General features: G+C 71.8%; 24 protein-coding genes. 9 read left to right on the top strand and 15 right to left on the bottom strand.

Annotation, left to right across the window (positions count from 1 at the left end):
- Nucleotides 1-69 precede the first annotated feature (69 nt).
- Together P0Y31_RS00245 and P0Y31_RS00250 are read right to left on the bottom strand one after the other, a co-directional pair.
- Nucleotides 70-270 (bottom strand): helix-turn-helix domain-containing protein, encoded by a 201-nt coding sequence (locus P0Y31_RS00245; RefSeq protein WP_056915613.1) that lies wholly within the window; start codon nt 268-270, stop codon nt 70-72.
- A 188-nt stretch (nt 271-458) separates the two neighbouring features.
- Nucleotides 459-1655: an acetoin utilization protein AcuC gene (locus P0Y31_RS00250; protein WP_275866087.1), complete on the bottom strand. Its 1197-nt coding sequence runs from the start codon at nt 1653-1655 to the stop codon at nt 459-461.
- A gap of 74 nt (nt 1656-1729) precedes the next feature.
- On the opposite strand from P0Y31_RS00250, the gene P0Y31_RS00255 reads away from it, so the two are divergent.
- Nucleotides 1730-2398 carry a TrkA family potassium uptake protein gene (locus P0Y31_RS00255; RefSeq protein ID WP_275866088.1) on the top strand — a complete coding sequence of 223 codons (669 nt, stop codon included), beginning with the start codon at nt 1730-1732 and terminating at the stop codon, nt 2396-2398.
- Nucleotides 2399-2401: 3 nt separating this feature from the next.
- Here P0Y31_RS00255 and P0Y31_RS00260 read toward each other — a convergent pair whose 3' ends face one another.
- From P0Y31_RS00260 to P0Y31_RS00300, 9 genes are all read right to left on the bottom strand, one after another.
- The gene (locus P0Y31_RS00260; protein ID WP_275866089.1) at nt 2402-2923 is read right to left on the bottom strand and encodes a GNAT family N-acetyltransferase; all 522 of its coding nucleotides are present in this window, start codon (nt 2921-2923) and stop codon (nt 2402-2404) included.
- A gap of 63 nt (nt 2924-2986) precedes the next feature.
- On the bottom strand, nt 2987-3484 hold the full coding sequence (locus tag P0Y31_RS00265) for a GNAT family N-acetyltransferase (protein ID WP_275866090.1): 498 nt from the start codon (nt 3482-3484) through the stop codon (nt 2987-2989).
- On the bottom strand, nt 3477-4283 hold the full coding sequence (gene proC / locus P0Y31_RS00270) for a pyrroline-5-carboxylate reductase (RefSeq protein ID WP_275866091.1): 807 nt from the start codon (nt 4281-4283) through the stop codon (nt 3477-3479). The genes P0Y31_RS00265 and proC overlap by 8 nt, the downstream gene beginning before the upstream one ends.
- A gap of 15 nt (nt 4284-4298) precedes the next feature.
- Nucleotides 4299-5249 (bottom strand): proline dehydrogenase family protein, encoded by a 951-nt coding sequence (locus tag P0Y31_RS00275; protein ID WP_275866092.1) that lies wholly within the window; start codon nt 5247-5249, stop codon nt 4299-4301.
- A 62-nt stretch (nt 5250-5311) separates the two neighbouring features.
- A complete protein-coding gene (locus P0Y31_RS00280) occupies nt 5312-6046 on the bottom strand; it encodes an ABC transporter permease (RefSeq protein ID WP_275805209.1) in 735 nt (244 codons plus the stop codon).
- Nucleotides 6043-6768, bottom strand: coding sequence for an ABC transporter ATP-binding protein (locus tag P0Y31_RS00285; protein WP_275866093.1), 726 nt, complete (start codon nt 6766-6768; stop codon nt 6043-6045). The genes P0Y31_RS00280 and P0Y31_RS00285 overlap by 4 nt, the downstream gene beginning before the upstream one ends.
- Before the next feature lie 42 nt (nt 6769-6810).
- Entirely contained in the window at nt 6811-7410 is a 600-nt protein-coding gene (locus tag P0Y31_RS00290; protein WP_275866094.1) for a TetR family transcriptional regulator, read from the bottom strand.
- Nucleotides 7407-8225, bottom strand: coding sequence for a sugar phosphate isomerase/epimerase (locus P0Y31_RS00295; protein WP_275866095.1), 819 nt, complete (start codon nt 8223-8225; stop codon nt 7407-7409). Before P0Y31_RS00295 ends, P0Y31_RS00290 begins: the two co-directional genes overlap by 4 nt.
- 29 nt (nt 8226-8254) lie before the next feature.
- Entirely contained in the window at nt 8255-9181 is a 927-nt protein-coding gene (locus P0Y31_RS00300; RefSeq protein WP_275866096.1) for a Ppx/GppA phosphatase family protein, read from the bottom strand.
- Nucleotides 9182-9226: 45 nt separating this feature from the next.
- Between P0Y31_RS00300 and P0Y31_RS00305 the strand changes: the two genes are divergently transcribed.
- From P0Y31_RS00305 to P0Y31_RS00335, 7 genes are all read left to right on the top strand, one after another.
- Complete coding sequence (locus P0Y31_RS00305; protein WP_275866097.1) at nt 9227-10036, top strand: hypothetical protein; 810 nt, start codon at nt 9227-9229, stop codon at nt 10034-10036.
- Complete coding sequence (locus P0Y31_RS00310; RefSeq protein ID WP_275866098.1) at nt 10036-10746, top strand: class I SAM-dependent methyltransferase; 711 nt, start codon at nt 10036-10038, stop codon at nt 10744-10746. Before P0Y31_RS00305 ends, P0Y31_RS00310 begins: the two co-directional genes overlap by 1 nt.
- Before the next feature lie 42 nt (nt 10747-10788).
- Entirely contained in the window at nt 10789-11292 is a 504-nt protein-coding gene (locus P0Y31_RS00315; protein ID WP_275866099.1) for a GyrI-like domain-containing protein, read from the top strand.
- Nucleotides 11293-11352: 60 nt separating this feature from the next.
- The gene (radA, locus tag P0Y31_RS00320) at nt 11353-12738 is read left to right on the top strand and encodes a DNA repair protein RadA (protein WP_275866100.1); all 1386 of its coding nucleotides are present in this window, start codon (nt 11353-11355) and stop codon (nt 12736-12738) included.
- A gap of 58 nt (nt 12739-12796) precedes the next feature.
- Entirely contained in the window at nt 12797-13873 is a 1077-nt protein-coding gene (gene disA / locus P0Y31_RS00325) for a DNA integrity scanning diadenylate cyclase DisA (protein ID WP_275805227.1), read from the top strand.
- Entirely contained in the window at nt 13870-14781 is a 912-nt protein-coding gene (locus tag P0Y31_RS00330; RefSeq protein ID WP_275866101.1) for an A/G-specific adenine glycosylase, read from the top strand. Before disA ends, P0Y31_RS00330 begins: the two co-directional genes overlap by 4 nt.
- Nucleotides 14782-14842: 61 nt before the next feature.
- Nucleotides 14843-16144, top strand: coding sequence for an MFS transporter (locus P0Y31_RS00335; RefSeq protein ID WP_275866102.1), 1302 nt, complete (start codon nt 14843-14845; stop codon nt 16142-16144).
- Here P0Y31_RS00335 and P0Y31_RS00340 read toward each other — a convergent pair.
- The 3 genes from P0Y31_RS00340 to P0Y31_RS00350 form a co-directional block, all read right to left on the bottom strand.
- Complete coding sequence (locus P0Y31_RS00340; protein WP_275866103.1) at nt 16135-16656, bottom strand: amino-acid N-acetyltransferase; 522 nt, start codon at nt 16654-16656, stop codon at nt 16135-16137. The two genes, P0Y31_RS00335 and P0Y31_RS00340, sit on opposite strands and share 10 nt — an antisense overlap.
- A complete protein-coding gene (locus P0Y31_RS00345) occupies nt 16646-17824 on the bottom strand; it encodes an LCP family protein (protein WP_275866104.1) in 1179 nt (392 codons plus the stop codon). Before P0Y31_RS00345 ends, P0Y31_RS00340 begins: the two co-directional genes overlap by 11 nt.
- Nucleotides 17825-17896: 72 nt before the next feature.
- A complete protein-coding gene (locus tag P0Y31_RS00350) occupies nt 17897-19264 on the bottom strand; it encodes a hypothetical protein (RefSeq protein WP_275866105.1) in 1368 nt (455 codons plus the stop codon).
- A gap of 111 nt (nt 19265-19375) precedes the next feature.
- Here P0Y31_RS00350 and P0Y31_RS00355 point away from each other — a divergent pair, with 111 nt between their 5' ends.
- A complete protein-coding gene (locus tag P0Y31_RS00355) occupies nt 19376-20068 on the top strand; it encodes a DUF305 domain-containing protein (protein WP_275866106.1) in 693 nt (230 codons plus the stop codon).
- A 70-nt stretch (nt 20069-20138) separates the two neighbouring features.
- Here the strand turns inward: P0Y31_RS00355 and P0Y31_RS00360 are convergent, their stop codons facing one another.
- The gene (locus tag P0Y31_RS00360) at nt 20139-22655 is read right to left on the bottom strand and encodes an ATP-dependent Clp protease ATP-binding subunit (protein ID WP_275866107.1); all 2517 of its coding nucleotides are present in this window, start codon (nt 22653-22655) and stop codon (nt 20139-20141) included.
- Between the last annotated feature and the right edge of the window lie 66 nt (nt 22656-22721).

The following is a 22721-nucleotide window of genomic DNA, read 5'->3' on the forward strand; positions in this document are numbered from 1 at the left end:
GGTGCACCGACAGAGAGGGCGGGCCGGGGAGATCCCCCGGCCCGCCCTCACCTGTTTCTCAGCGGCCAATCACGCGGTGTCGACGTAGGACGTGCGCAGGTACTTGTGCACGGCGTCCTCGGGAACACGGAACGAGCGGCCCACACGGATGGCGGGGAGCTCTCCGGCGTGCACCATGCGGTACACGGTCATCTTCGACACGCGCATGATCGAGGCGACCTCGGCAACGGTCAGGAACCGCACCTCGGCGAGCTGGCGCTCGTTGGACATAGCTACCTCGATCTTCTCCACGTGCGCATCGCCGGCTTCCCCTCCGGCGGACTCCTACGCTCGTGCTCTTCGCAACGATAGGGGCTGATGTGACCACTGGGGAAGCGGATGGGGAAAAGAAAGTGGTCCGACCGCCGCCTGTCCAGACGACACGCCGTCCGGGCAGTGACGATCACCTCGAACCGGACCTAGTCGAACCAGAGGTCGAGCCCGAAGTGCTCGAAGGTGGCCTGTCGGGTCGCCATGATGGCCCGGTCGACCTCGGAGTGCGGATTGTAGCCCATGTCCCACGGCTGGTGCCAGATCGGCCCGTCGGCCGGGTCGAGGTCGCCCATGCGGCGCGGGCCCTGGCGGCCGAGCTCCATGCGGACGTGCTCGAGCCAGCCCTCGGGCACCGGCGCGGTGAGCGGGATCGGCCGGTGCGAGGCGATCCCGGTCAGGTGGGTCCAGGCCCGCGGCACCACGTCGACGAGCTCGTAGCCGCCGCCACCGAGGGCGACCCAGCGGCCCTCGCACACGTCGTGGGCCAGCCGGTGCAGCGCCTCGGTCGCCGCGCGCTGGGCGTCGACCGACAGGGCCAGGTGAGCGAGCGGGTCCTGGGCGTGGGTGTCGCAGCCGTGCTGGGTCACCATGACCTCGGGCTTGAAGGCACGCACGATCGGCAGGGCCGTGGCGTGCAGCGCCCGCAGCCAGGCGGAGTCGCCCGTGCCCGGCGGGAGCGCGACGTTGACAGCCGACCCCGGGGCGTTGGGGCCGCCGGTGTCGCCGGGCCAGCCCGTGCCGGGGAAGAGGGCCCGGCCCGACTCGTGCAGCGAGATGGTCAGGACGCGCGGGTCGTCCCAGAAGATCCGCTCGACGCCGTCGCCGTGGTGCACGTCGACGTCGACGTAGGCGACCCGCTGCGCGCCGTTGTCGAGCAGCCACTGGATGCCGACGGCGATGTCGTTGTAGATGCAGAAGCCGGAGGCGTTGCCCGGCATGGCGTGGTGGAGGCCGCCGCAGAAGTTGACCCCGTGGCTCGACCTGCCCGTCCAGACGTCCTCGCACACCTGCCGGGTCCCCTCGGCGATGCGGGCGCTCGCCTCGTGCATGCCCGCGAACGCGGGGTCGTCCTCGGTGCCCAGGCCGTGGCTGCCGTCGGCGCCCGAGGGGTCCAGCGAGGCGGCCTTGACGGCCTCGATGTAGGCAGGGTCGTGCACCGTCGCGAGCAGTGCGTCGTCGGCGACGGCCGGGTTGAACAGCTCCACGTCGACGTGCTCGAAGAGCCCGAAGGCCTCGCACAGGCGCGCAGTCAGGTCCAGGCGCACGGGGGCCATCGGGTGGCCCGGACCGAAGTTGTATGCCGTGAAGCTGGGGTCCCAGATCACGCGCGCCTGAGTGGGCATGTCGTGCACGCTACCGGGCGGGTACTGTCCGTGGACAGGACGGCCCACGTTCACCACAACCATGGAGGAATCCCTTGGCCAGGAACCGGCTCTTCGAGGAGGACGTGCTGGTCATCGGCCTCGGGCGCTTCGGCGGCGCCGCGGCGCTGGAGCTCCAGCGACTCGGCCACCACGTCGTCGCCATCGAGCAGGACGCCTCCCTCGCCGAGACCTTCCTCGGCAAGATCACCAAGATCGTGCAGGCCGACGCCAGCCAGCCCTCAGCCATCGCGGCGATCAAGGCACGCGACTTCCAGCTCGCCGTGGTCGGCATCGGCTCCTCGGTGGAGGCCTCGGTGCTGGCGGCGCTCAACCTGGTCGACGCCGGCATCCCCTCGATCTGGGCCAAGGCCCTCTCCCCCGAGCACGGCCGGATCCTCACCCGCATCGGCGTGCACCACGTGATCTTCCCGGAGGCCGAGACCGGCCGCCGGGTCGCGCACCTGGTCAACGGGAAGCTGATGGACTACATCGAGTTCGACGACGGCTTCGCGATCGTCAAGATGCGACCGCCGCAGGAGACCATCGGGTTCACGCTGGCGCAGAGCCAGGTCCGCAGCAAGTACGGCGTCACGGTCGTGGGCGTGAAGTCGCCCGGCGAGGACTTCACCTACGCCCAGGCCGACACCAAGGTGAGCGCGCACGACACGCTCATCGTGAGCGGCCCGACCGACCTGCTCGAACGGCTCGCCTCCCGCCCGTAGTTCCTACAGCGTCGGGACGCCGCGGTCCTGCCCGAGCGCGAGCACCATGGCGATCTCCTCGTCGCCGGCCCCGGAGGCCACGCGCATGGGGCGCCGGCTGTCGGTGGGGCGGAAGCCGAAGCCGCTGGCGAAGGCGACAGCCGGCCCGTTGTCGGTGCCCACCCAGTACGCGATGTGCGTGCGGCCCTGCCTGCGGGCCGTGTCGGCCCCCGCCTGGACGAGCTGCGTCGCCACCCCGGCGCCGCGGAAGTCGGGGGCGACCCAGAGCCCGAACAGCTCGGCCACGGTGGGGTTGTCCGGTCCGGCCTCGCCGACGCTGGCCACGCCCACCGAGCGGCCGTCCACCTCGGCGAGCAGCCGGCGCGAGCGCCGCATCCGCGTGCGCCAGAAGGCCTCGTCGTAGGCCTGCTCCTCGCTGAGGGAGGCCACGAAGGCCTCGGGCGACTCCTCGAGCGCCGCCAGGCGCACCTCGCGGTAGGTCTCCCACTCGTCCTCGGTCAGCTCGCGCACGGAGATCTCGCTCATGTCCCCACTGTCGCACGAGCGGGTCCGGTGGCGACCGCCCGGCTCACCGGGTTCACCCGGAGTTCACAGCTCCAGGGCCATCTCCAGCTCCACGATCCGCTCGTCGTGAGGGAGCACACCGCGGCGGCCGGTAGGGCGAAAGCCGCTGCGTTCGTAGAGGTTTCGCGCGGGGTGGTTGGTCTCGGCGACATCGAGCGTGACCCTGGCGAGGCGCCGGGAGCGCGCGTCTGCGATGACCTGCCCGACCAGGGCCTCGCCCACTCCCCTGCCCCGCGCGTGCCCGGCCACCCACATGCCCACCAGGCAGGTCTCGTGCTCGCCCTGCTCGAGGAACCGGACCGACGTCGCGGTGCCCACGGGCAGCTCGCCCCACATCGCCAGCCACGTGGACGACCCGCCGTGCACGCGCGCCAGCCAGCGCTCGTCGGTGAAGGCGGACTCGGCGGCATACGTGCTGCCGAAGGCCGAGGGCGTGTCGAGCAACGAGGCGAGCCGCACGTCGCGGTAGGTGCGCCAGTTGGACTCGTCGACGCGGCAGAGGCTGGTCGGCTGCTCAGCCATTGCCGGAGGCGAGCTGGTGCGACCGCTCGGCCGCTGCCTCCATCGCGGTGATGAACGCGGCGCGCACCTTGTGGTCGTCGAGCTGGCGCAGCGCCGCGGCCGTGGTGCCGCCGGGCGAGGTCACCTGCTCGCGCAGGACCGTCGGGTGCTGCCCCGTCTCCTTGATCATGGTCGCCGCCCCGAAGAGCGTCTGGACCACCAGCTCGGTCGCGGTCGCGCGGGGCAGGCCGAGCACGACGCCGGCCTCGATCATGGCCTCCACGACGTAGAAGATGTAGGCCGGGCCGGAGCCGGAGATCGCGGTGACGGCGTCCTGGTGCTTCTCGGCCACCTCGAGCACCTTGCCGCACGAGCGCATCAGGTCGGCCGCCTCGGCGAGGTGCGAGGCGTCGCAGTGCTTCCCGGCGCTGATCGCGGCCATGCCCTGGTCGACCAGGGCGGGGGTGTTGGGCATCACCCGCACGACGGAGCTGCCGCCGGGCAGCCGGGACTCGAGGAACTCGGTGGTGATGCCGGCGGCCAGGCTGACGACGAGGTTGTGCTCGGCGACGTGGTCGCTGATCTCCTCGAGCAGGGCGTCCATGTCCTGCGGCTTGACCACGAGGACGAGGGTGTCGGCGGCGGACGCTGCCTCGGCGTTGGCCATGGTGCGCACGCCGTAGCGGTCGTGCAGCTGGGCCAGGTGCTCGGGGCGGCGGTCGGTGATGATGATGTCGTCCGCGCTGCGGCCGGCCCGGATGAGTCCCGAGAGCAGGGTCTCGCCCATCACGCCGGCGCCGAAGATCGCCACGGTGCCCATCGGTGCCTCCTTCTCTCAGCCCCGCGTGGCCAGGCCGCGCAGGAAGAACATGGTGTTGGCCGGGCGCTCGGCCATGCGGCGCATGAGGTAGCCGTACCACTCCTCGCCGTAGGGGATGTAGACGCGCATCTGGTTGCCGCGGTCGGCGATCCGCTTCTGCTCCTCGGGCCTGACGCCGTAGAGCATCTGGTACTCGTAGGTCTGCGGGTCGCGGCCGTTGTGGGCGGCGAGCGCGCCGGCGATCTCGACCAGGCGCGGGTCGTGGCTGGCGACCATGGGGTAGCCGTCGCCCGCCATGAGGATCTTCAGGCACCGCACGTAGGCCGTGTCGACCTCGTCGGAGGACTGGAAGGCCACCGACTCCGGCTCCTTGTAGGCACCCTTGCACAGCCGCACCCGGCTGCCCTCGTGGGCGAGGTCGCGGCAGTCGGCCTCGCTGCGGCGCAGGTAGGACTGGATGACCGCGCCGACCCATGGGAAGTCCTGGCGCAGCTCGCGCAGGGCCTCCAGGGTGGCGTCGGTCGTGGTGTGGTCCTCCATGTCGAGGGTGACGGTCGTGCCGGCGGCGGCCGCGGCCTCGCAGATCTCGCGCGCGTGCTCGAGGGCGATCTTCTTCCCGTCGCCCGGCAGGGCCTGGCCGAGGGCACTGAGCTTGAGGCTCACCTCGCCCATGCCCATCTGGCTCAGGTCGGCGCGCTCGAGCTCGCGCAGCAGGTGCAGGTAGGCGTCGCGGGTGCGGATCGCCTGCGCGAGGTCGAGGGTGTCCTCGCCGAGGTAGTCGATGGTCGCGAGCCGGTTGGTCATGCGCAGCGCGGCCGTGGCCGCGACCGCGTCCTCGGTGGTGGCCCCGGGGACGAAGCGCCGCACCACCTGCCGGCTGACGGGGGCCGTCTCGACGGTCCGTCGCACCGTGTCGCTCTTGGAGAGTTGCAGCAGTGCGCCGCGCAGCAGGTCACCTGCGTCCACGAAGGGTCCTTCCGACGTCCGGCCACGGCTGTCGCGACCGCCGCCAAGGCTATCCCCGACCGTCAGGGGGTGCGGCGGCGGAGGGTGAGCGACCCCAGGAGCAGCGAGGCGAGCACCCACGCCGCGATGACGAGCAGGTCCGGGGCCACCTCGGAGAGCGGCTCGGCGGTGGCGGCGACCGCGTTCATGGCGTCCACGGCATACGACAGCGGGAGCACGTCGGAGATGGGCTGCAGCGCCTGCGGGAGCTGGTCGCGGGCGACGAGCAGGCCGCACAGGAGGAACTGCGGCAGCACGAACGCGGGCATGAACTGCACCGCCTGGAACTCCGTGCGCGCGAACCCGCTGGCGAGCAGGCCCAGCGCGGTGCCGAGCACGGCGTCGGCGACGGCCACGACGACGAGCACCCAGACCGGGCCCACGAGGTCGAGGCCCGCCACGTAGATCGCGAACGTCGAGGCCACCAGGGCCTGCAGCACCGCCATCAGCCCGAAGGCCAGCGCGTAGCCGACCATGAGGTCGGTCTTGGCCATCGGTGTGGTCATGAGGCGCTCGAGCGTCCCGGAGGTGCGCTCCCGCAGGGTGGCCACGCTGGTCACGATGAACATGACGACGAACGGGAAGACACCGAGCAGCGCCGGGCCGATCCTGTCGAACACCGGTGTGCCGTTGTAGATCCAGGCCAGCAGCCCCAGCAGGACGCAGGGCACGAGCAGCATGAGGGCGATGGTGCGGTGGTCGGTGCGCAGCTGGCGCAGCACGCGGCCGGTCATCACGAGCGTGCGGTGCGGGCTCACGGCGCCACCTCCTCGGCGGCGTCGATGAGGGCGAGGAAGGCAGTCTCGGCGTCGGTGGTGCCGGTGCGCTCGAGCAGCGCCGGCAGCGGCTCGTCGGCGAGCAGCCTGCCCTCGCGCAGGAGCAGCAGCCGGTCGCACCGGGTGGCCTCGTCCATGACGTGGCTGGACACCACCATCGAGGTGCCCGCGTCGGCGAGCTGGTGGAACAGCCGCCACAGGTCGCGCCGCAGCACCGGGTCGAGGCCGACGGTGGGCTCGTCCAGCACCAGCAGCTCGGGCTCGCCCACGAGGGCCGAGGCGAGCGACACCCGTGACCGCTGGCCCCCGGAGAGCCGCCCGGCCAGCACTCCGGCGTGGCTCTCGAGGTCGACGGCGGCGATGGCCCGCTCGGCCGAGTCCTGCCCCGCCCCCAGCATGCGGGCGAAGAAGCGCACGTTCTCGCGCACCGTGAGGTCGTCGTAGATGCTCGGCGACTGGGTGAGGTAGCCGACGCGGTCCCGCAGCACCGGCGACCCGGCCGGCTCGCCGAGCACGGTGACCGTGCCGCCGTGCACCACCTGGACACCGACGATCGCGCGCATCAGCGTCGACTTCCCGCCACCGCTGGGGCCGAGCAGTCCGACGAGGGTGCCGCTCGGGATGCGCATGCTCAGGCCTGGCAGCACCTCGCGCCCTCCCCGTACCACGCGGAGGTCGTCGACCTCCACAGCGTGATTCATCATGTGATGAAATCTACGCCCACCGGGGCCGCCCGACAAGGGTGTTCAGGGCGCCAGGTAGCGCTGGATCGACGGCCCCACGAGGGCGACCAGCTCCTCGCGGCTGGCCTGCACCACCTCGGGGAAGTGGACGACGTAGCGCATCATCGCCATCCCCAGCATCTGGCCTGCGGCGAGGCCCGCCCGCAGCTGCGCGGTCGCGAGCGCGTCGACGCCGGCGGCCGGCGTCAGCTCGGTCGCGACACGGCCGAAGATCTCGCGGGTCAGGAACTCGCGCAGCATCCGGCCCGCCTCGTCGTGCGAGGACGCCGAGCGCACCACTGCCTGGAAGCGCTGGCGGCCCGCCGGCGAGTCCCAGACGTCGAGGAACGTCTCGACGAGCGCGGCGCCCACCCGTTCACGCGGCCCGGCGATCACCTTGTCGATGAGCACGGAGGGGTCGACGGGGAGGTCCATGACCTCGGCGAAGAGGGCCGGCTTGCCCTCGAAGTAGTGGTGCACCAGGGCAGGGTCCACGCCCGCCCGCCGCGCGATGCCGCGCAGGGAGGTGGCGTCGTAGCCCTGCTCGGCGAACTCCGACCGCGCCGCCTGAAGGATGGTCGCGCGGGTGTCCTCGCCCCCGGGCCGGCGCCCGCGCGGGCTCATGAGGTCTTCACGGTGGAGGCGGTGGCGAGGTGCAGCCGGGCGAACGCCAGCGCCTCGCTGAGGTCGAGCTCGCGCTGCTCCTCGGTGAGCTTGCGCGTGCCCACCTCGACCACGACGGCACCCGAGAAACCTTGCTCCGCAAGGACTTCCAGGAACGCGGCACACGGCTGGGTGCCCCTGCCCGGCACCAGGTGCTCGTCGAGGGCCGTGCCCGTCCCGTCGGCGAGATGCACGTGGGCCAGCCGCGAGCCGAGGTCGGCGGCCATCTGCAGCGCGTCCGACCCAGCCGTCGCCGTGTGCGAGAGGTCGACCGTCACGTTGTCGTAGGGCAGCGGAACCGGGTCCCAGCCGGGCAGGTACGCCTGGTACTCACGGTTGCGCGCCCGCCACGGGAACATGTTCTCCACCGCGAGCCGGATGCCGGTCTCGTGCTCGCGCAGCGCCACCCCGTCGAGGAACTCCCGGGCGTAGTCACGCTGCCAGCGGAAGGGCGGGTGGAGCACCACGGTCTGCGCGCCGACCTCCTGGGCGAGCTCGATGGACTTGTCGACCTTCGTCCACGGGTCGGTGCTCCACACCCGCTGCGTGAGGAGGAGGGTGGGCGCGTGCACCGACAGCACCGGTATGCCGTGCAGCTCGGAGAGCGCCTTGATGGCGCCGGGCTCCTGGGAGACCGGGTCGGTCCAGACCATGACCTCGACCCCGTCGTAGCCGAGCCGCCGGGCGGTGGCGAAGGCCGCCGCACAGCTCTCCGGGTAGACCGATGCCGTCGACAGCGCGACCTGCGCACCGGGGATGGAGACAGCGGCGGACATGGCACGAGCGTATCGAGCGGGCTCGGGCCTCAGCCCATGCTGTCGAGGCGTCCGAGGATGATGCCCTCGCGCAGCGCCCAGGGACAGATGTCCAGCCGCTCGACCTGGAGCAGGTCCATCGCCGCCTCGCCGACCAGGGCCCCGGCGAGCAGCTGTCGGGCCCGCGACGGCGACACCCCGGGCAGCTCGGCGCGCTGGGCCGCCGTGGTCCTCGCCAGCAGGGCCACCACGTCACCGAGGTCGGAGCGCGCGAGGCTGCGCGCGGCATACGGGCCCTCGCTGCTCGGGGCGGCGCCCGCGATGCGGGCCAGCGAGCGCATGGTCTTGGAGGTGCCCACGGCACGGTCGACCCGGCCGACCTTGGTGAGCGGCCGCAGGTCGCCGGCGATCCGCGCCCGGATCGCCTTGCGGGCCGCGCGCACCGTCTCGACGTCAGGAGGGTCACCGGGCAGCAGGTCGCGCGTGAGGCGACCGGCCCCCAGCGGCAGGCTGATCGCGGCATCGGGCTCCTCGTCCATGCCGGCCGCCAGCTCGAGGGAGCCGCCACCGATGTCGACGACGAGGAGGGTGCCGCTCGACCACCCGAACCAGCGTCGTGCGGCGAGGAAGGTGAGCCGCGCCTCGTCCACCCCGCTGAGCACCTGCAGGTCGACGCCCGTGCGGGCGCGCACCATGGCGAGCACCGCGTCACCGTTGGGCGCCTCACGAATCGCACTGGTGGCGAAGGCGATCAGGTCCTCGACACCCTGGTCCTCGGCGACGTCGAGGCACTCGAGGACGAAGCGCGCGAGGTTGGCGGCGCCCGCGTCGTCGATGTGGCCGTCGTCGGTGACGTGCTCGGACAGCCGCAGCTCGATCTTGTGCGAGGTGGCGGGCAGCGGCTGGGCGCCGTGGTGGGCGTCGACCACGAGCAGGTGCACGGTGTTCGAGCCGACGTCGATGACCCCTAGGCGCATGGCGTTCACCGTAGCGGCTGACGCGGTGGACGTAGGGTGGGCTGCGTGGCTGAGACCCCGCTCGAGACCGCCCGCCTCTGGGTCGAGTTCACCGATCCCGCCGACAGCGACCAGCGCTTCCGCTGCGACCTGACCTGGCTCACGTCGAGCTGGACGTGCATCTTCGGCAGCGGCTGCCACGGCATCTACGCCGACCGGCCCGACGATGGGTGCTGCACGCTCGGGGCGCACTTCACCGACAAGGACGACGTGCAGCGGGTCAAGGAGGCGGTGCGCGAGCTCGGCGAGGACGAGTGGCAACACCACCCGGGCACGACGCGTCTCTCCGCCTGGACCGAGAAGGAGGACGACGCCCTGAAGACCAGGGTCGTCGACGGCGCCTGCATCTTCCTCAACCGCCCGGGCTTCCCCGCCGGCGCCGGCTGCGCCCTGCACCAGCACGCGGTCTTCACTGGCAAGGAGCCGCACACGGTCAAGCCCGACGTCTGCTGGCAGCTGCCCATCCGGCGCACCTACCGCCGCGTCGAGCTGCCCGACGGCACCTCCTGGCTCGAGACGACCATCACCGAGTACGACCGGCGCGGCTGGGGACCGGGCGGGCACGACCTCGACTGGTACTGCTCGGCCAACCCCGAGGCGCACGTGGGGCGCGAGCCGGTCTTCCGCAGCAACCGGGCCGAGCTGGTCGAGCTCATGGGCGAGGCCGCGTATGCCGAGCTCGAGGTGCGCTGCGAGGCCCACCTCGCCAGCGTGAAGGCGGTGCGGGCCAGCGGCTCGCACAAGCTGCTGCCGCTGATGGTCCACCCCGCGACGCTGGCCGCCCAGACCGAGGCAGCCGCCCGCAGGCGAGCCTGATGCCCACCGGTCCTCGTGACCCCGCGCACCCCACGCCGAGCCCGAACATCTGGGGCTCGCCCGACGTCTACGAGGTCGAGAACCTGGGCGTCGACCGGGCCGGGCTCATCGAGGCGGCCATGAGCCGCATCCACCCGCTCCAGGGTGCCGACCTGGTCGACATCGGCTGCGGCAGCGGCTTCCACCTGCCCCGGTTCGCCGACCTCGGCGCCCGCAGCGTCGTCGGGGTCGAGCCCCACCCCCCGCTCCTGGAGCTGGCGCAGGCGCGGGTGGCCGGCCAGCACGGCATACAGGTCCTCGACGGCACGGCCCAGGCGCTGCCGCTGCCGGACGCGTCCATGGACGTGGCGCACGCCCGCTGGGCGTACTTCTTCGGCGCCGGGTGCGAGCCGGGCCTCACCGAGCTCGCCCGGGTGCTGCGCCCGGGCGGAACGGCCTTCGTCATCGACAACGACGCCACCCGCTCGACCTTCGGCGGCTGGTTCCGGCGCGCCCACCCTGCGTACGACCCGCTGGCCGTCGAGCGGTTCTGGGCCCGCCAGGGCTGGTCACGCGAGCGGCTCGTGATCCGGTGGGACTTCGACTCGCGCGAGGACTTCGAGTCGGTCGTGCGCATCGAGTTCCCCGAGACCGTGGCCGAGGGCATCCTCGCCGAGCACGCCGGCACCGGCGTCGACTACGCGGTCAACCTCTGGTGGCGCCGCTTCTGAAGGTCCATTGGTCCCTGTCACCCCGGCCTCGACGCTCCTAGCGTGGACAGACCAGCCGAGGAGGACGACATGAGCTACGACGTCAGCACCACCACCGAGAAGGGCCGGCACCTGGCGGTGAAGCGGTTCGACGCGCGGCCGGAGGTCGACGACATGGGGCAGAAGTCGTCAGCGGCCTTCGGCGGCGTGGCGGGCTACCTGGCCAGGATCGGGGTGCCCGTCGCGGGCCCCGCCATCTCCGTCTACGAGATGGAGGGCAACCTCTTCCACGTCGCCGCGGGCTTCGTCGTGGAGGCTCCGTTCGAGCCCGGCGAGGGGGTGGAGCCCCTGCAGCTGCCCGCCTGCGAGGTCGCCACGACCGTCCACATCGGCCCGTACGAGCGGCTCGGCGAGGCCTACGAGGCCCTCCAGAAGGGCGTCGTCGCGCAGGGTCGGCAGGTCGAGGAGTCCGGGGTCATGTGGGAGGAGTACTGGAGCGGCCCCGAGGCGCCACCCGAGGAGACCCGCACCGTCGTCTTCTGGCCGCTGAGGCCGCTCCAGGGCTGACCTGCCTCCCCCGGCCCTGCCGCACCCTGGCTGTCGGCGGCGCACCGTAGGTTGTGCGCCATGGCTTCGAAGGCATCGACGAAGGCGAGCGGCTACCGCTGCTCGGAGTGCGGCTGGTCCACGGTGAAGTGGGTCGGCCGCTGCGGCGAGTGCCAGGCCTGGGGAAGCGTCAGCGAGATCGGCGCGGTCACCGTGCGCACCACGGCGGCGGGTCGCGTCGAGCGCCCGGCACTGCCGATCGGTGAGGTCGACGCCCGCCGTGCCGAGGCCCGCAGCACCGGCGTGGGCGAGTTCGACCGCGTGCTCGGCGGCGGCCTGGTGCCCGGCGCGGTGGTCCTCGTGGCCGGCGAGCCCGGCATCGGCAAGTCCACCCTGCTGCTCGACGTCGCTGCCCGGGCGGCCCGCTCCGGGGAGGGCCGCACGGTCCTCTACGTGAGCGGCGAGGAGTCCGCGGCCCAGGTGCGGCTGCGCGCCGAGCGCATCGAGGCGATGGCCAAGTCCCTCTACCTCGCCGCCGAGACCGACCTGGCCACCGTGCTGGGCCAGGTCGAGGCGATCAGCCCCGACCTGCTCGTCGTCGACTCGGTGCAGACCATCTCCAGCGGCGAGGTCGAGGGGTCGGCGGGCAACGTCTCGCAGGTGCGCGAGGTCGCGGCCTCCCTGATCCAGGCCGCGAAGTCGCGCGGCATGGCGACGCTCGTGGTCGGCCACGTGACCAAGGACGGGTCCATCGCCGGCCCCCGGGTGCTCGAGCACCTCGTCGACGTGGTGGTGCAGTTCGAGGGCGACCGGCACTCCCGCCTGCGCATGGTGCGCGCGGTGAAGAACCGCTACGGCCCCACCGACGAGGTCGGCTGCTTCGACCTCTCCGACGTCGGCATCGTCGGCCTCCCCGACCCCAGCGGGCTCTTCCTCTCGCACGGCACCGTCACGGTGCCGGGCACCTGCGTCACCGCAACCCTCGAGGGCAAGCGGCCGCTGATGACGGAGGTGCAGGCGCTCGTGGCGAAGACGGAGATCCCCACCCCACGGCGGGCCACCAGCGGGCTGGACTCCTCGCGCGTGGCCATGATTCTCGCCGTGCTCGACCGGCGGGCGAAGGCGCCGCTGGGCAAGGCCGACGTCTACCTGTCCACCGTCGGTGGGGCGCGGCTGAGCGAGCCGGCCTCCGACCTCGCGGTGGCCCTGGCCGTCGCCAGCGCCATCCGCGAGCAGCCGCTGGAGCCGGGCTCGATCGCGTTCGGGGAGATCGGCCTCGCCGGCGAGCTGCGCCCGGTGACCGGCATCCCCCGGCGTCTGGCCGAGGCTGCGCGCCTGGGCTTCCGGAGAGCGTTCGTACCCCCCGGCGTGCTGGGCTCCGGACCCACCCCGGAGGGCATCGAGGTGGTGGAGTGCGCCGACATCAGTCGGGCCGTGGTGGCAGCACTGCCGGCGGCTCGCGGATAGACTTCGGCCAGACCAGCCGGCGGCAGTGCCGGGAGCAGTGAACACAGGGGTCCAGCGAGTGGAACAACGCGATGACGAGCTGCTGCTCGCCACCCTGGCCGCCGTGGCCCCCGGCACCGAGCTGCGCGACGGCCTCGAGCGCATCCTGCGCGGTCGCACCGGCGCCCTGATCGTGCTCGGCCACGACAAGCTCGTCGAGCAGATCTCGACCGGCGGCTTCCCTCTCGACGTCGAGTTCTCGGCCACCCGCCTGCGCGAGCTCGCCAAGATGGACGGCGCCATCGTGGTCGACCGCGAGGTCTCCCGCATCCTGCGGGCCGCCACCCAGCTGCTGCCGGACTCCTCGATCGAGACCAGCGAGTCCGGCACCCGCCACCGCACCGCCGAGCGCGTCGCCAAGCAGACGGGCTACCCCGTGGTCTCGGTGAGCCAGTCCATGCGCATCGTCGCCCTCTACGTCGCCGGCCGTCGGCACGTGCTCGAGGACTCCAGCGCCATCCTCTCCCGCGCCAACCAGGCCCTGCAGACGCTCGAGCGCTACAAGTCCCGGCTCGACGAGGTGACCGGCACCCTCTCCGCCCTCGAGATCGAGGACCTCGTCACCGTGCGCGACGTGGCCAGCGTGCTCCAGCGCCTCGAGATGGTGCGGCGGATCAGCGACGAGATCGCGGGCTACGTCGTCGAGCTCGGCGTCGACGGCCGGCTGCTCACCCTCCAGCTCGAAGAGCTCACCGGCGGCCTGGGCAACGACCGCGAGCTCGTCATCCGCGACTACCTCCCCGAGGCGCGCGGTGGCCTGTCGGTCGAGGAGGCGCTGACGGCGCTGGAGCAGCTGACCTCCACCGAGCTGCTCGACCTGTCGGCCGGCGCCAAGGCTCTCGGCTTCACCATCGTCGGCGACGCCCTCGACTCCGCTGTGAGCCCGTGCGGCTACCGGCTGCTGAGCAAGGTCCCTCGCCTGCCCGGCGCCATCGTCGACCGCCTCGTCGAGCACTTCGGCAGCCTGCAGAAGCTGCTCGCCGCCAACCTCGAGGAGCTCATGGACGTCGAGGGCGTCGGCGAGGGCCGGGCGCGGGCGGTCCGCGAGGGCCTGTCCCGCCTCGCCGAGTCGAGCATCCTCGAACGCTACGTGTGAGCGCCTCGGCCCCGGAGCAGGAGCTGCACGCCCGGCTCCTCGACTGGTATGCCGGGGCCGCCCGTGACCTGCCGTGGCGCGGCGCGGCTTCCCCCTGGGGCGTCTTCGTCTCCGAGGTCATGCTCCAGCAGACGCCCGTCGCCCGGGTTGAGCCGGTCTGGCACGAGTGGATGCGGCGCTGGCCCTCCCCCGCCGACCTGGCGGCCGAGCCACCGGGCGAGGCGGTGCGGGCCTGGGGACGCCTCGGCTACCCCCGCCGTGCGCTGCGCCTGCACGCGGCGGCGACCGCCATGCGCGACGAGCACGACGGCGAGGTGCCGGCCACGGAGGCGGCGCTGCTCACCCTGCCGGGGGTGGGGGTCTACACCGCTGCCGCAGTCGCGGCGTTCGCCTTCGGCGAGCGCACGACGGTGGTCGACACCAACATCCGCCGGGTGCTCGCCCGGGTCTCGAGCGCGCAGCAGTACCCCGCGCCGGCGCTGACCCGTGCCGAGTACGAGCTGGCTGCCACCCTCGTGCCCGAGGACCACGAGGACGCCGCCACGTGGAACGTCGCGGTGATGGAGCTCGGGGCCCTCGTCTGCACGGCCCGGACGCCCCGGTGCGGGTCGTGCCCCATCGCCTCCCTGTGCGCCTGGCGGCTGGCCGGCCACCCGGCACACGACGGACCGCCGCGACGCGGCCAGTCCTGGCACGGCACCGACCGCCAGGCACGAGGCGCCCTCCTGGCGGTGCTGCGCGAGAGCGACGCACCGGTCGGCCGGGCCGCGCTGGCCGCCGCCGTGCCCGAGCAGGCCCGCCGCGAGCGGTGCCTCGACGGCCTGGTGGCCGACGGCCTCGTGGAACCGCTGGCCCGCGGCCGGTTCCGGCTGCCGGGCAGCACGACGAGTGAGCGGTATGCCGGGTGAGCCGCAGCGCGGTCGGCGCGCCCCCGCGGTGAGACGCGGGGCCTCGCGCGCGGGTCACGCGGTGCGGCGCGCCACCACCTCCGGGGCGCGCAGGGCCCGGGCCTGGACGACGTGGGGCGGCGCCGGGGAGAGCGGCCTGTCAAAGGCCATCGAGCTGCACTTCGTCAACCTCGCCGGAGACGCGGCGGTGACGGTCTCGCTCGCCGGGACCGTCTTCGCCATGCCGACCGGCGAGGCCCGTGGCGAGGTCGCCAGGTTCCTGCTCCTGACCCTGGCGCCGTTCGTGCTGCTCGCGCCGTTCGTGGGGCCGCTGCTCGACCGGTTCCGCCACGGCCGCCGGTGGGCGATCGGCACGACGCTCGCGGCGCGCGCCTTCCTCTGCTGGGTGCTCGCGGACGCCGTCGTCGACGACTCGGCGTGGCTGTTCCCAGCGGCGCTCGGCTGCCTCGTCGCCTCCAAGGCCTACAGCATCACCCGCGCGTCTGCGGTGCCGCGACTGCTGCCGCCGCACTACACGTTGGTGCAGGCCAACTCGCGCAACGCCTTCGCCGGTGTCCTGGGCATGGCGGTCGGCGGTGGCCTGGCAGGGGCCGTGGCCAGGATCGGCCCGCAGTGGTCGCTGCGGATGGCCTTCGCCATCTACGTCGTGGGCACCGTGCTGGCCATCCGGCTGCCCGCACGGGTGGACTCCTCGGTCGGCGAGCGGGACCTCGACGACACCGTGCCGCTGCCCGTCGGGGGTGGGGCCGCAGGCGACCGCACGGTCTGGCAGCGGCTGCGCGCCCAGGTGGGCGCGCTGCCGGCCACCCTGCGTGCCGCGCTGGTCGCCTCGGTCGGCACGAGGATGCTCGTCGGCTTCCTCACCCTGTTCCTGACCTTCCTCATGCGCGAGCACCCGCTGCCCGGCGTCCCCGAGACCCTGGTCCTGGGCCTGGTGCTCGGCGCCGCCGGACTCGGCAACGCAGCGGCCACCCTGCTCGGTCGCTTCCTCAGCACCCGCCGGCCGGAGGCGATCGTCTCGGCAGCGCTCATCGCCGACCTGGCCCTGGCCGTGCTCACCGCCGCGTTCTACTCGCTGTGGACCCTGGTCGCCCTCGGGCTCGTGACCGGCCTGGGCGTGCAGCTGGCGCGGTTGGGCACCGACGCGATCGTGCAGCGCGACATCCCCGACGCGATGCGCACCCGGGCGTTCGCGTGGTGCGAGACGGCGCTGCAGATGGCGTGGGTCGTGGGCGGGGCCGTCGGTATCGCGCTGCCGCTCGTGCCCGAGCTCGGGTTCGGCGTCGCCGCCGGACTGCTGGCGGTGTGCCTGCTCGTCTCGGTGCGGGTGCGCGTGCGGGCGAGCCGGCCGGCTCAGAGCTGACGAAGCATCCGGGTGTTGCCCAAGGTGTTGGGCTTGACCCGCTCCAGGTCGAGGAACTCGGCGACACCCTCGTCGTAGGAGCGCAAGAGCTCGGCGTAGACCTCGGGGTCGACAGCCCGGCCCTCGATGGGCTCGAAGCCGTGCCGGGCGAAGAAGTCCACCTCGAAGGTGAGGCAGAACAGCCGCTGCACGCCGAGCTCGCGGGCGTCCTCCACGAGGGAGTCGAGCAGGGCCGAGCCGACGCCGGTGCCCTTGGCCTCCGGGAGCACCGCCAGGGTGCGGATCTCGGCGAGGTCCTCCCACATGACGTGCAGGGCACCGCAGCCGACGACCCTGCCACCCACCTCGGCGACGCGGAACTGCTGCACCGCCTCGTAGTAGGTCACCGCCTCCTTGGCGATGAGCACCCGGGACTGCGCCATGGGGGCGACGATGGCCCGGATCGCCTTGACGTCGGCCGTGCGCGCACGGCGCACCAGGGGCGAGCGGGCCGAGCCCGGGTCAGGCGCCAAGCCGCCCGTCCCGCAGGTCCGCGAAGATGCTCCGCGCCCGGCTGCCGAGCAGCACGACCGACTGCCCGGCCCGCATGCCGACCCCGCCCGGGACCGCTCCGGTGCGGATCGAGGACGCCTTCTTCCCGATGTACACGGCGGAGCACAGGGTCAGCACCTGTGCCGCGTTCAGGTCCGTCTGCAGGTGGGGACCCATGGCCGTGAGGTACTTGGGCAGGTGCGCGGGCCCGCGCGCCTGCGCCATGGCGATGCCGGCCTTGATGATCAGGCCCTGGTTCGTCGACCGTCCGAAGTCACCGTTCGGGAGGTGCTTGCGCTCGCGGGCGAGGCCGAGCGCCGTCTTGGAGTTCAGGGTGTTCCGGCCCGCCTTGACGATCTGGTAGTTGTCGACCGACCGCAGGCTGGAGGCCGCCACGAAGGTGATTCCCCCGAGGGCCTTGACCATGGCGCGGAAACCCTTGAACCCCGTCATCACGTAGCCGTCGACCGTGAGGCCGGTGGCCTGCTCGACGGTCCTCACCTGGCCCCTCACCCCCCGCAGCACCAGCGCGGCGTTGATCTTGTCGGTGCCCCCGCCGGAGATCGGCACGTAGGAGTCCCTGGGGATTCCGACGATGCCGCCGACCCCCTGGTTGTCCACGCCGATGAGCTGGAGGGCGTCGGCCCGACAGGCCTCCACCCTCTGGTGGTTGCGCGCGTCCGAGCCGATCGCCAGCACGCGCATGGGCTTCATGGGCACGCGCGCGACGCCGAGCGAGGGCCACCAGCCGCCCACCACCGTCCAGCGCTTGTCCTTGACGAGGAGCGTCACGTCCTTGCCGTAGGTGACCACGGCGACCGGGGTGCCCTTCCAGGCGCCGGTCGACCCGGCCACCGCGATGCTCTTGGCGCGCACCTTCCGCTTGCCGAGGACCTTGCCCACCGACGCGAGTGCAGGGACCTTGCCCCCGAGGTAGAGCGCCTGGGTGACGGCAAGCAGGTCGGCAGGCAGGCCCTTGCCGGTCACCTTCGGCTTCGGCGGGGCGGCGGTGGTCGTCGTGGTGGTCGTCGTCGTGGTGCTGCTCGCCCGCGGCGCGGGCTTGTCGTCCTTGGAGCACGAGGCGACGAGGAACGGAGCGGCGAGGAGGGACGCCACGAGGGAACGGCGGGGGACATGCAGATCAGCCACGCGCCCCACAGTAAGGGGACGCGTGGCTGGATCTGGTAATCGCACTGGTCAGCGCGTCGTCACCGGCACGCCTCAGCGCAGCTGGTAGACGGGCTGGGACTGCACGTTGAGCTCGTCCATCGGCACCAGGTCGGCCTTCATCAGGCTCTTGTCGGTGATGTCGAGGACGTCGAAGCCCTGGCCGATGTCGGAGGAGTACACGTGACCGCGGTAGAAGTACGACGACCAGGTGCCGCCACCGCCGCCCGAGGGGGCCGGCCCGCGCTCGAAGTAGCCGATCTCACGCGGGTTGTCCGAGTCGGTGAACTCCCAGAAGCTCGTGCCGCCCATGTACCAGGACTGCACCATGACGTCGCGGCCCTGCACCGGGATCAGCGACCCGTTGTGGGCGACGCAGTTCTCGGTGTCGTTCTGGTGGCGCGGGATCTTGTAGTACGACCGGAAGGTCAGCTGGTTGTCCGCGCTCAGGTCGTAGATGCCGTTGGCGCCGCGGGTCGGGCCGACCTTGGCGTTGCAGGTGGCCGCACCGCCGCCACCGAGCTCGTCGGTGAAGACGACCTTGGTGCCCTTGGCGTTGAACGTCGCCGAGTGCCAGAACGCGAAGTTCACGGTGTCGGTCACGCGCTCGACGACCTTGGGCGCGACCGGGTCGGAGATGTCCATGATGATGCCGTCGCCCATGCAGGCGCCCGCGGCGATCTTCTTGGCCGGGAACGCGGTGATGTCGTGGCAGCCGCTGGTGTTGGTGTAGCCGCCGTCGGGGAACAGGTTGGGCGTGGCCACGACCTTGGCCGTGAGCGGGTCCGCGAGCGGCACGTCGATGATGGAGATCGAGTCGTGCGGCGGCTGGCAGTCCGGGAACTCGGCGCGGGGCGAGTAGCTCGAGACGTAGAGGTAGACGCTGTCACCGCCGGGCACCACGGTGTGGGTGTGCGAGCCGCAGGCGGTCTCGACGGACGCGAGGTAGCTCGGGTTCGTCGCGTCGGAGATGTCGAAGATCTTGATGCCCTCCCACGACTCCTTGACCGCCGCCGACTGCGCGATCGACGAGCACGAGTCGTTGCTGCGCGACGCGTCGGTCGAGAGGAACAGCAGGTTGCCGTACACGCTGATGTCGTTCTGCGCGCCCGGGCAGCTCACCTGGGCGAGCATCTTCGGCTCCGACGGGGTCGTCACGTCGTAGATGACGAAGCCGTTGTAGTTGCCGACGAACGCCTTGCCGTCCTGGAAGGCCAGGTCCGAACCGGTGGCACCGGCCAGCGGCCCCGAGTGCGGGATGTTCTTGAGGTGCTCGACGTTGGCGCTGCGGCCGATCTCGTACGGCCCCAGCTCGGTGCCCGACTTGCCGACGCCATCCCCTGCACTGGCACTGGCGGCGCTGACGCCGCCCACCGCCACAGCCGCAGCGAACACGCTGGCGACCAGTCGACGAACTCTCATCCGGGTATCTCCTCGGTCTCGAAGGTTGGGCTCACCCTCCCCTGCAGGCTTTACGCAAACAAGACCGAAGACCTCTGTATTGGGTAAAAACTTGCACCTAGGCTCAGGGCCGTGAGAGTCCTCCCCCGAGTCGTCGCCGCCTCCGTCGGTCTCGCCGCGGCGTCCGCGCTCCTCTCGGGCTGCACGACCCGCTCCGAGCTGACCACGACCGCGCCGGTGGTCACGTCGCCGACGGCGCCGGTCCTCCAGCCGGGGCGGCCGGGCGAGCCGAACGTGTCGCTCACCGGGACCGCCGCTGCTCCCCGTCCCGCTGCGCCGGTCGACCCCGACGACGTGCGGTTCCTCCAGGACATGGTGGTCCACCATGCGCAGGCGGTCGTGATGGTCGACATCGCGCTGGAGCACCTGACCGACGCCCAGGTGAAGGCGCTCGCCAGCCGCATCGCCGACGAGCAGGAACCGGAGATCGACTACATGGCCCGGCTCCTGCGCGAACGTGGGCAGGAGGTGCCGCCCCAGGCGGAGAACCCCCTGTTCGGGGTGCGCAGCCACGGCAGCCACGGCGCGATGCCGGGCATGGCGACGCCCCAGCAGCTCGACCAGCTCGCCGCCGCCCGGGGGGTCGAGGCCGACCGGATGTGGCTTCGGCTCATGACCGCCCACCACCAGGGGGCGCTCGAGATGGTTCTCGACCAGCACCGCAGCGGCCGCGACGAGGTCGTCACCCAGCTCGGCGACGAGGTCCACGTGACCCAGCTCGCCCAGATCAACCACATGCAGCGGATGCTCGACAGGCTCGCCTAGCGGGGGCGAGGGGGAACGAGGAGGCCCGGGACCAGCTGGTCCCGGGCCTCTTCTTGTGCGGCTGTGTGTGTCAGTCGCTGGTGTCGCCCACCGTCTCCACGACCGGCAGGTCGAGGGCACTGGGGTGCGGGTTGCCGGTGAAGGTGAAGGTCTCGGCCTTGCCTTCACCCTCGGTGCCGACCGCGACGATCTCGCCGGCCTTGAGCTCGCCGTAGAGGATCTTCTCGGACAGCACGTCCTCGATCTCGCGCTGGATCGTCCGGCGCAGCGGCCGGGCGCCGAGCACGGGGTCGTAGCCCTTCTTCGCCAGCAGCGCCTTGGCCTCCATGGTGAGCTCGAGGCCCATGTCCTTGTCCTTGAGCCGCTTGTCGAGCTTGGCGATCTCGAGGTCGACGATGGCGACGATCTCCGCCTGCGTGAGCTGCGGGAAGACGATCGTGTCGTCGACACGGTTGAGGAACTCGGGGCGGAAGTGCTGCTTCAGCTCGTCGACGACCTTGTTCTTCATCCGCTCGTAGTCGCTGCGGGAGTCCGGACCGGCCGAGAAGCCGAGCGAGACGCCCTTGGCGATGTCACGGGTGCCGAGGTTGGTCGTCATGATGATGACGGTGTTCTTGAAGTCGACCATCCGACCCTGGGAGTCGGTGAGGCGGCCGTCCTCGAGCACCTGCAGCAGGCTGTTGAAGATGTCCGGGTGGGCCTTCTCGACCTCGTCGAACAGCACGACCGAGAACGGCTTGCGGCGCACCTTCTCGGTGAGCTGGCCGCCCTCCTCGTAGCCGACGTAGCCGGGGGGCGAGCCGAACAGCCGCGAGACGGTGTGCTTCTCGGAGAACTCCGACATGTCGAGCTGGATGAGGCTGTCCTCGTCGCCGAAGAGGAACTCGGCCAGCGTCTTGGCCAGCTCGGTCTTGCCGACGCCGGTGGGGCCGGCGAAGATGAACGACCCACCCGGGCGGCGCGGGTCCTTCAGGCCAGCGCGGGTGCGGCGGATCGCCTGGGACAGCGCCTTGATGGCGTCGTCCATGCCGACGATGCGCTTGTGCAGCTCGTCCTCCATGTGCAGCAGCCGCGAGGACTCCTCCTCGGTCAGCTTGAACACGGGGATGCCGGTGCTCGCGGCGAGGACCTCGGCGATGAGCTCCTCGTCGACCTCGGCCACGACGTCCATGTCGCCGGACTTCCACTGCGACTCGCGCTCGGCCTTCTGGGCCAGCAGCTTCTTCTCGTCGTCGCGCAGGCGGGCGGCCTTCTCGAAGTCCTGGCCGTCGATGGCCGACTCCTTCTCGAGGCGCACCGAGGCGATGCGCTCGTCGAACTCGCGCAGGTCCGGCGGAGCGGTCATGCGGCGGATGCGCAGTCGCGCGCCGGCCTCGTCGATGAGGTCGATCGCCTTGTCCGGGAGGAACCGGTCGTTGATGTAGCGGTCGGCCAGGTTGGCCGCCGCCACCAGCGCCGCGTCGGTGATGGAGACGCGGTGGTGCGCCTCGTAGCGGTCGCGCAGGCCCTTGAGGATCTCGATGGCGTGCGACAGCGTCGGCTCGGCCACCTGGATCGGCTGGAACCGGCGCTCGAGGGCCGAGTCCTTCTCGATGTGCTTGCGGTACTCGTCGAGCGTGGTCGCGCCGATGGTCTGCAGCTCGCCGCGGGCCAGCATCGGCTTGAGGATGCTCGCCGCGTCGATGGCGCCCTCGGCGGCGCCCGCACCGACGAGGGTGTGGATCTCGTCGATGAACAGGATGATGTCGCCGCGGGTGCGGATCTCCTTGAGGACCTTCTTCAGCCGCTCCTCGAAGTCACCGCGGTAGCGGCTGCCGGCGACGAGCGCGCCGAGGTCGAGGGTGTAGAGCTGCTTGTCCTTGAGGGTCTCGGGCACCTCGCCCTTGACGATGTCCTGCGCCAGGCCCTCGACGACGGCGGTCTTGCCGACGCCGGGCTCACCGATGAGGACCGGGTTGTTCTTGGTGCGGCGGGACAGCACCTGCATGACCCGCTCGATCTCCTTCTCGCGCCCGATGACCGGGTCGAGCTTGCCCTCGCGGGCGGCCTGGGTGAGGTTGCGGCCGAACTGGTCGAGCACGAGCGAGCCTGCGGGAGTGCCCTCCTGCTGCACGCCGGCGCCGACACCGGCTCCGGCACCCTCCTTGCCCTGGTAGCCGGAGATCAGCTGGATCACCTGCTGGCGCACCCGGTTGAGGTCGGCGCCGAGCTTGACGAGGACCTGCGCAGCGACGCCCTCGCCCTCACGGATCAGGCCGAGCAGGATGTGCTCGGTGCCGATGTAGTTGTGGCCGAGCTGCAGGGCCTCGCGGAGGCTGAGCTCGAGCACCTTCTTCGCACGCGGCGTGAAGGGGATGTGGCCGGAGGGAGCCTGCTGACCCTGGCCGATGATCTCCTGGACCTGCTCGCGGACCGACTCCAGCGAGATGCCGAGGCTCTCCAGAGCCTTGGAGGCGACGCCTTCACCCTCGTGGATGAGGCCGAGCAGGATGTGCTCCGTGCCGATGTAGTTGTGGTTGAGCATGCGCGCCTCTTCCTGCGCGAGCACCACCACGCGGCGGGCACGGTCGGTGAACCGTTCAAACATCTCTCTGCTCCTGCCTAATCGAGATCACCTCGATGCTATCCGTGCGGACCGACCCCGGGTAACGGG

Source organism: Knoellia sp. 3-2P3 (assembly GCF_029223115.1).
Lineage (GTDB): Bacteria > Actinomycetota > Actinomycetes > Actinomycetales > Dermatophilaceae > Pedococcus_A.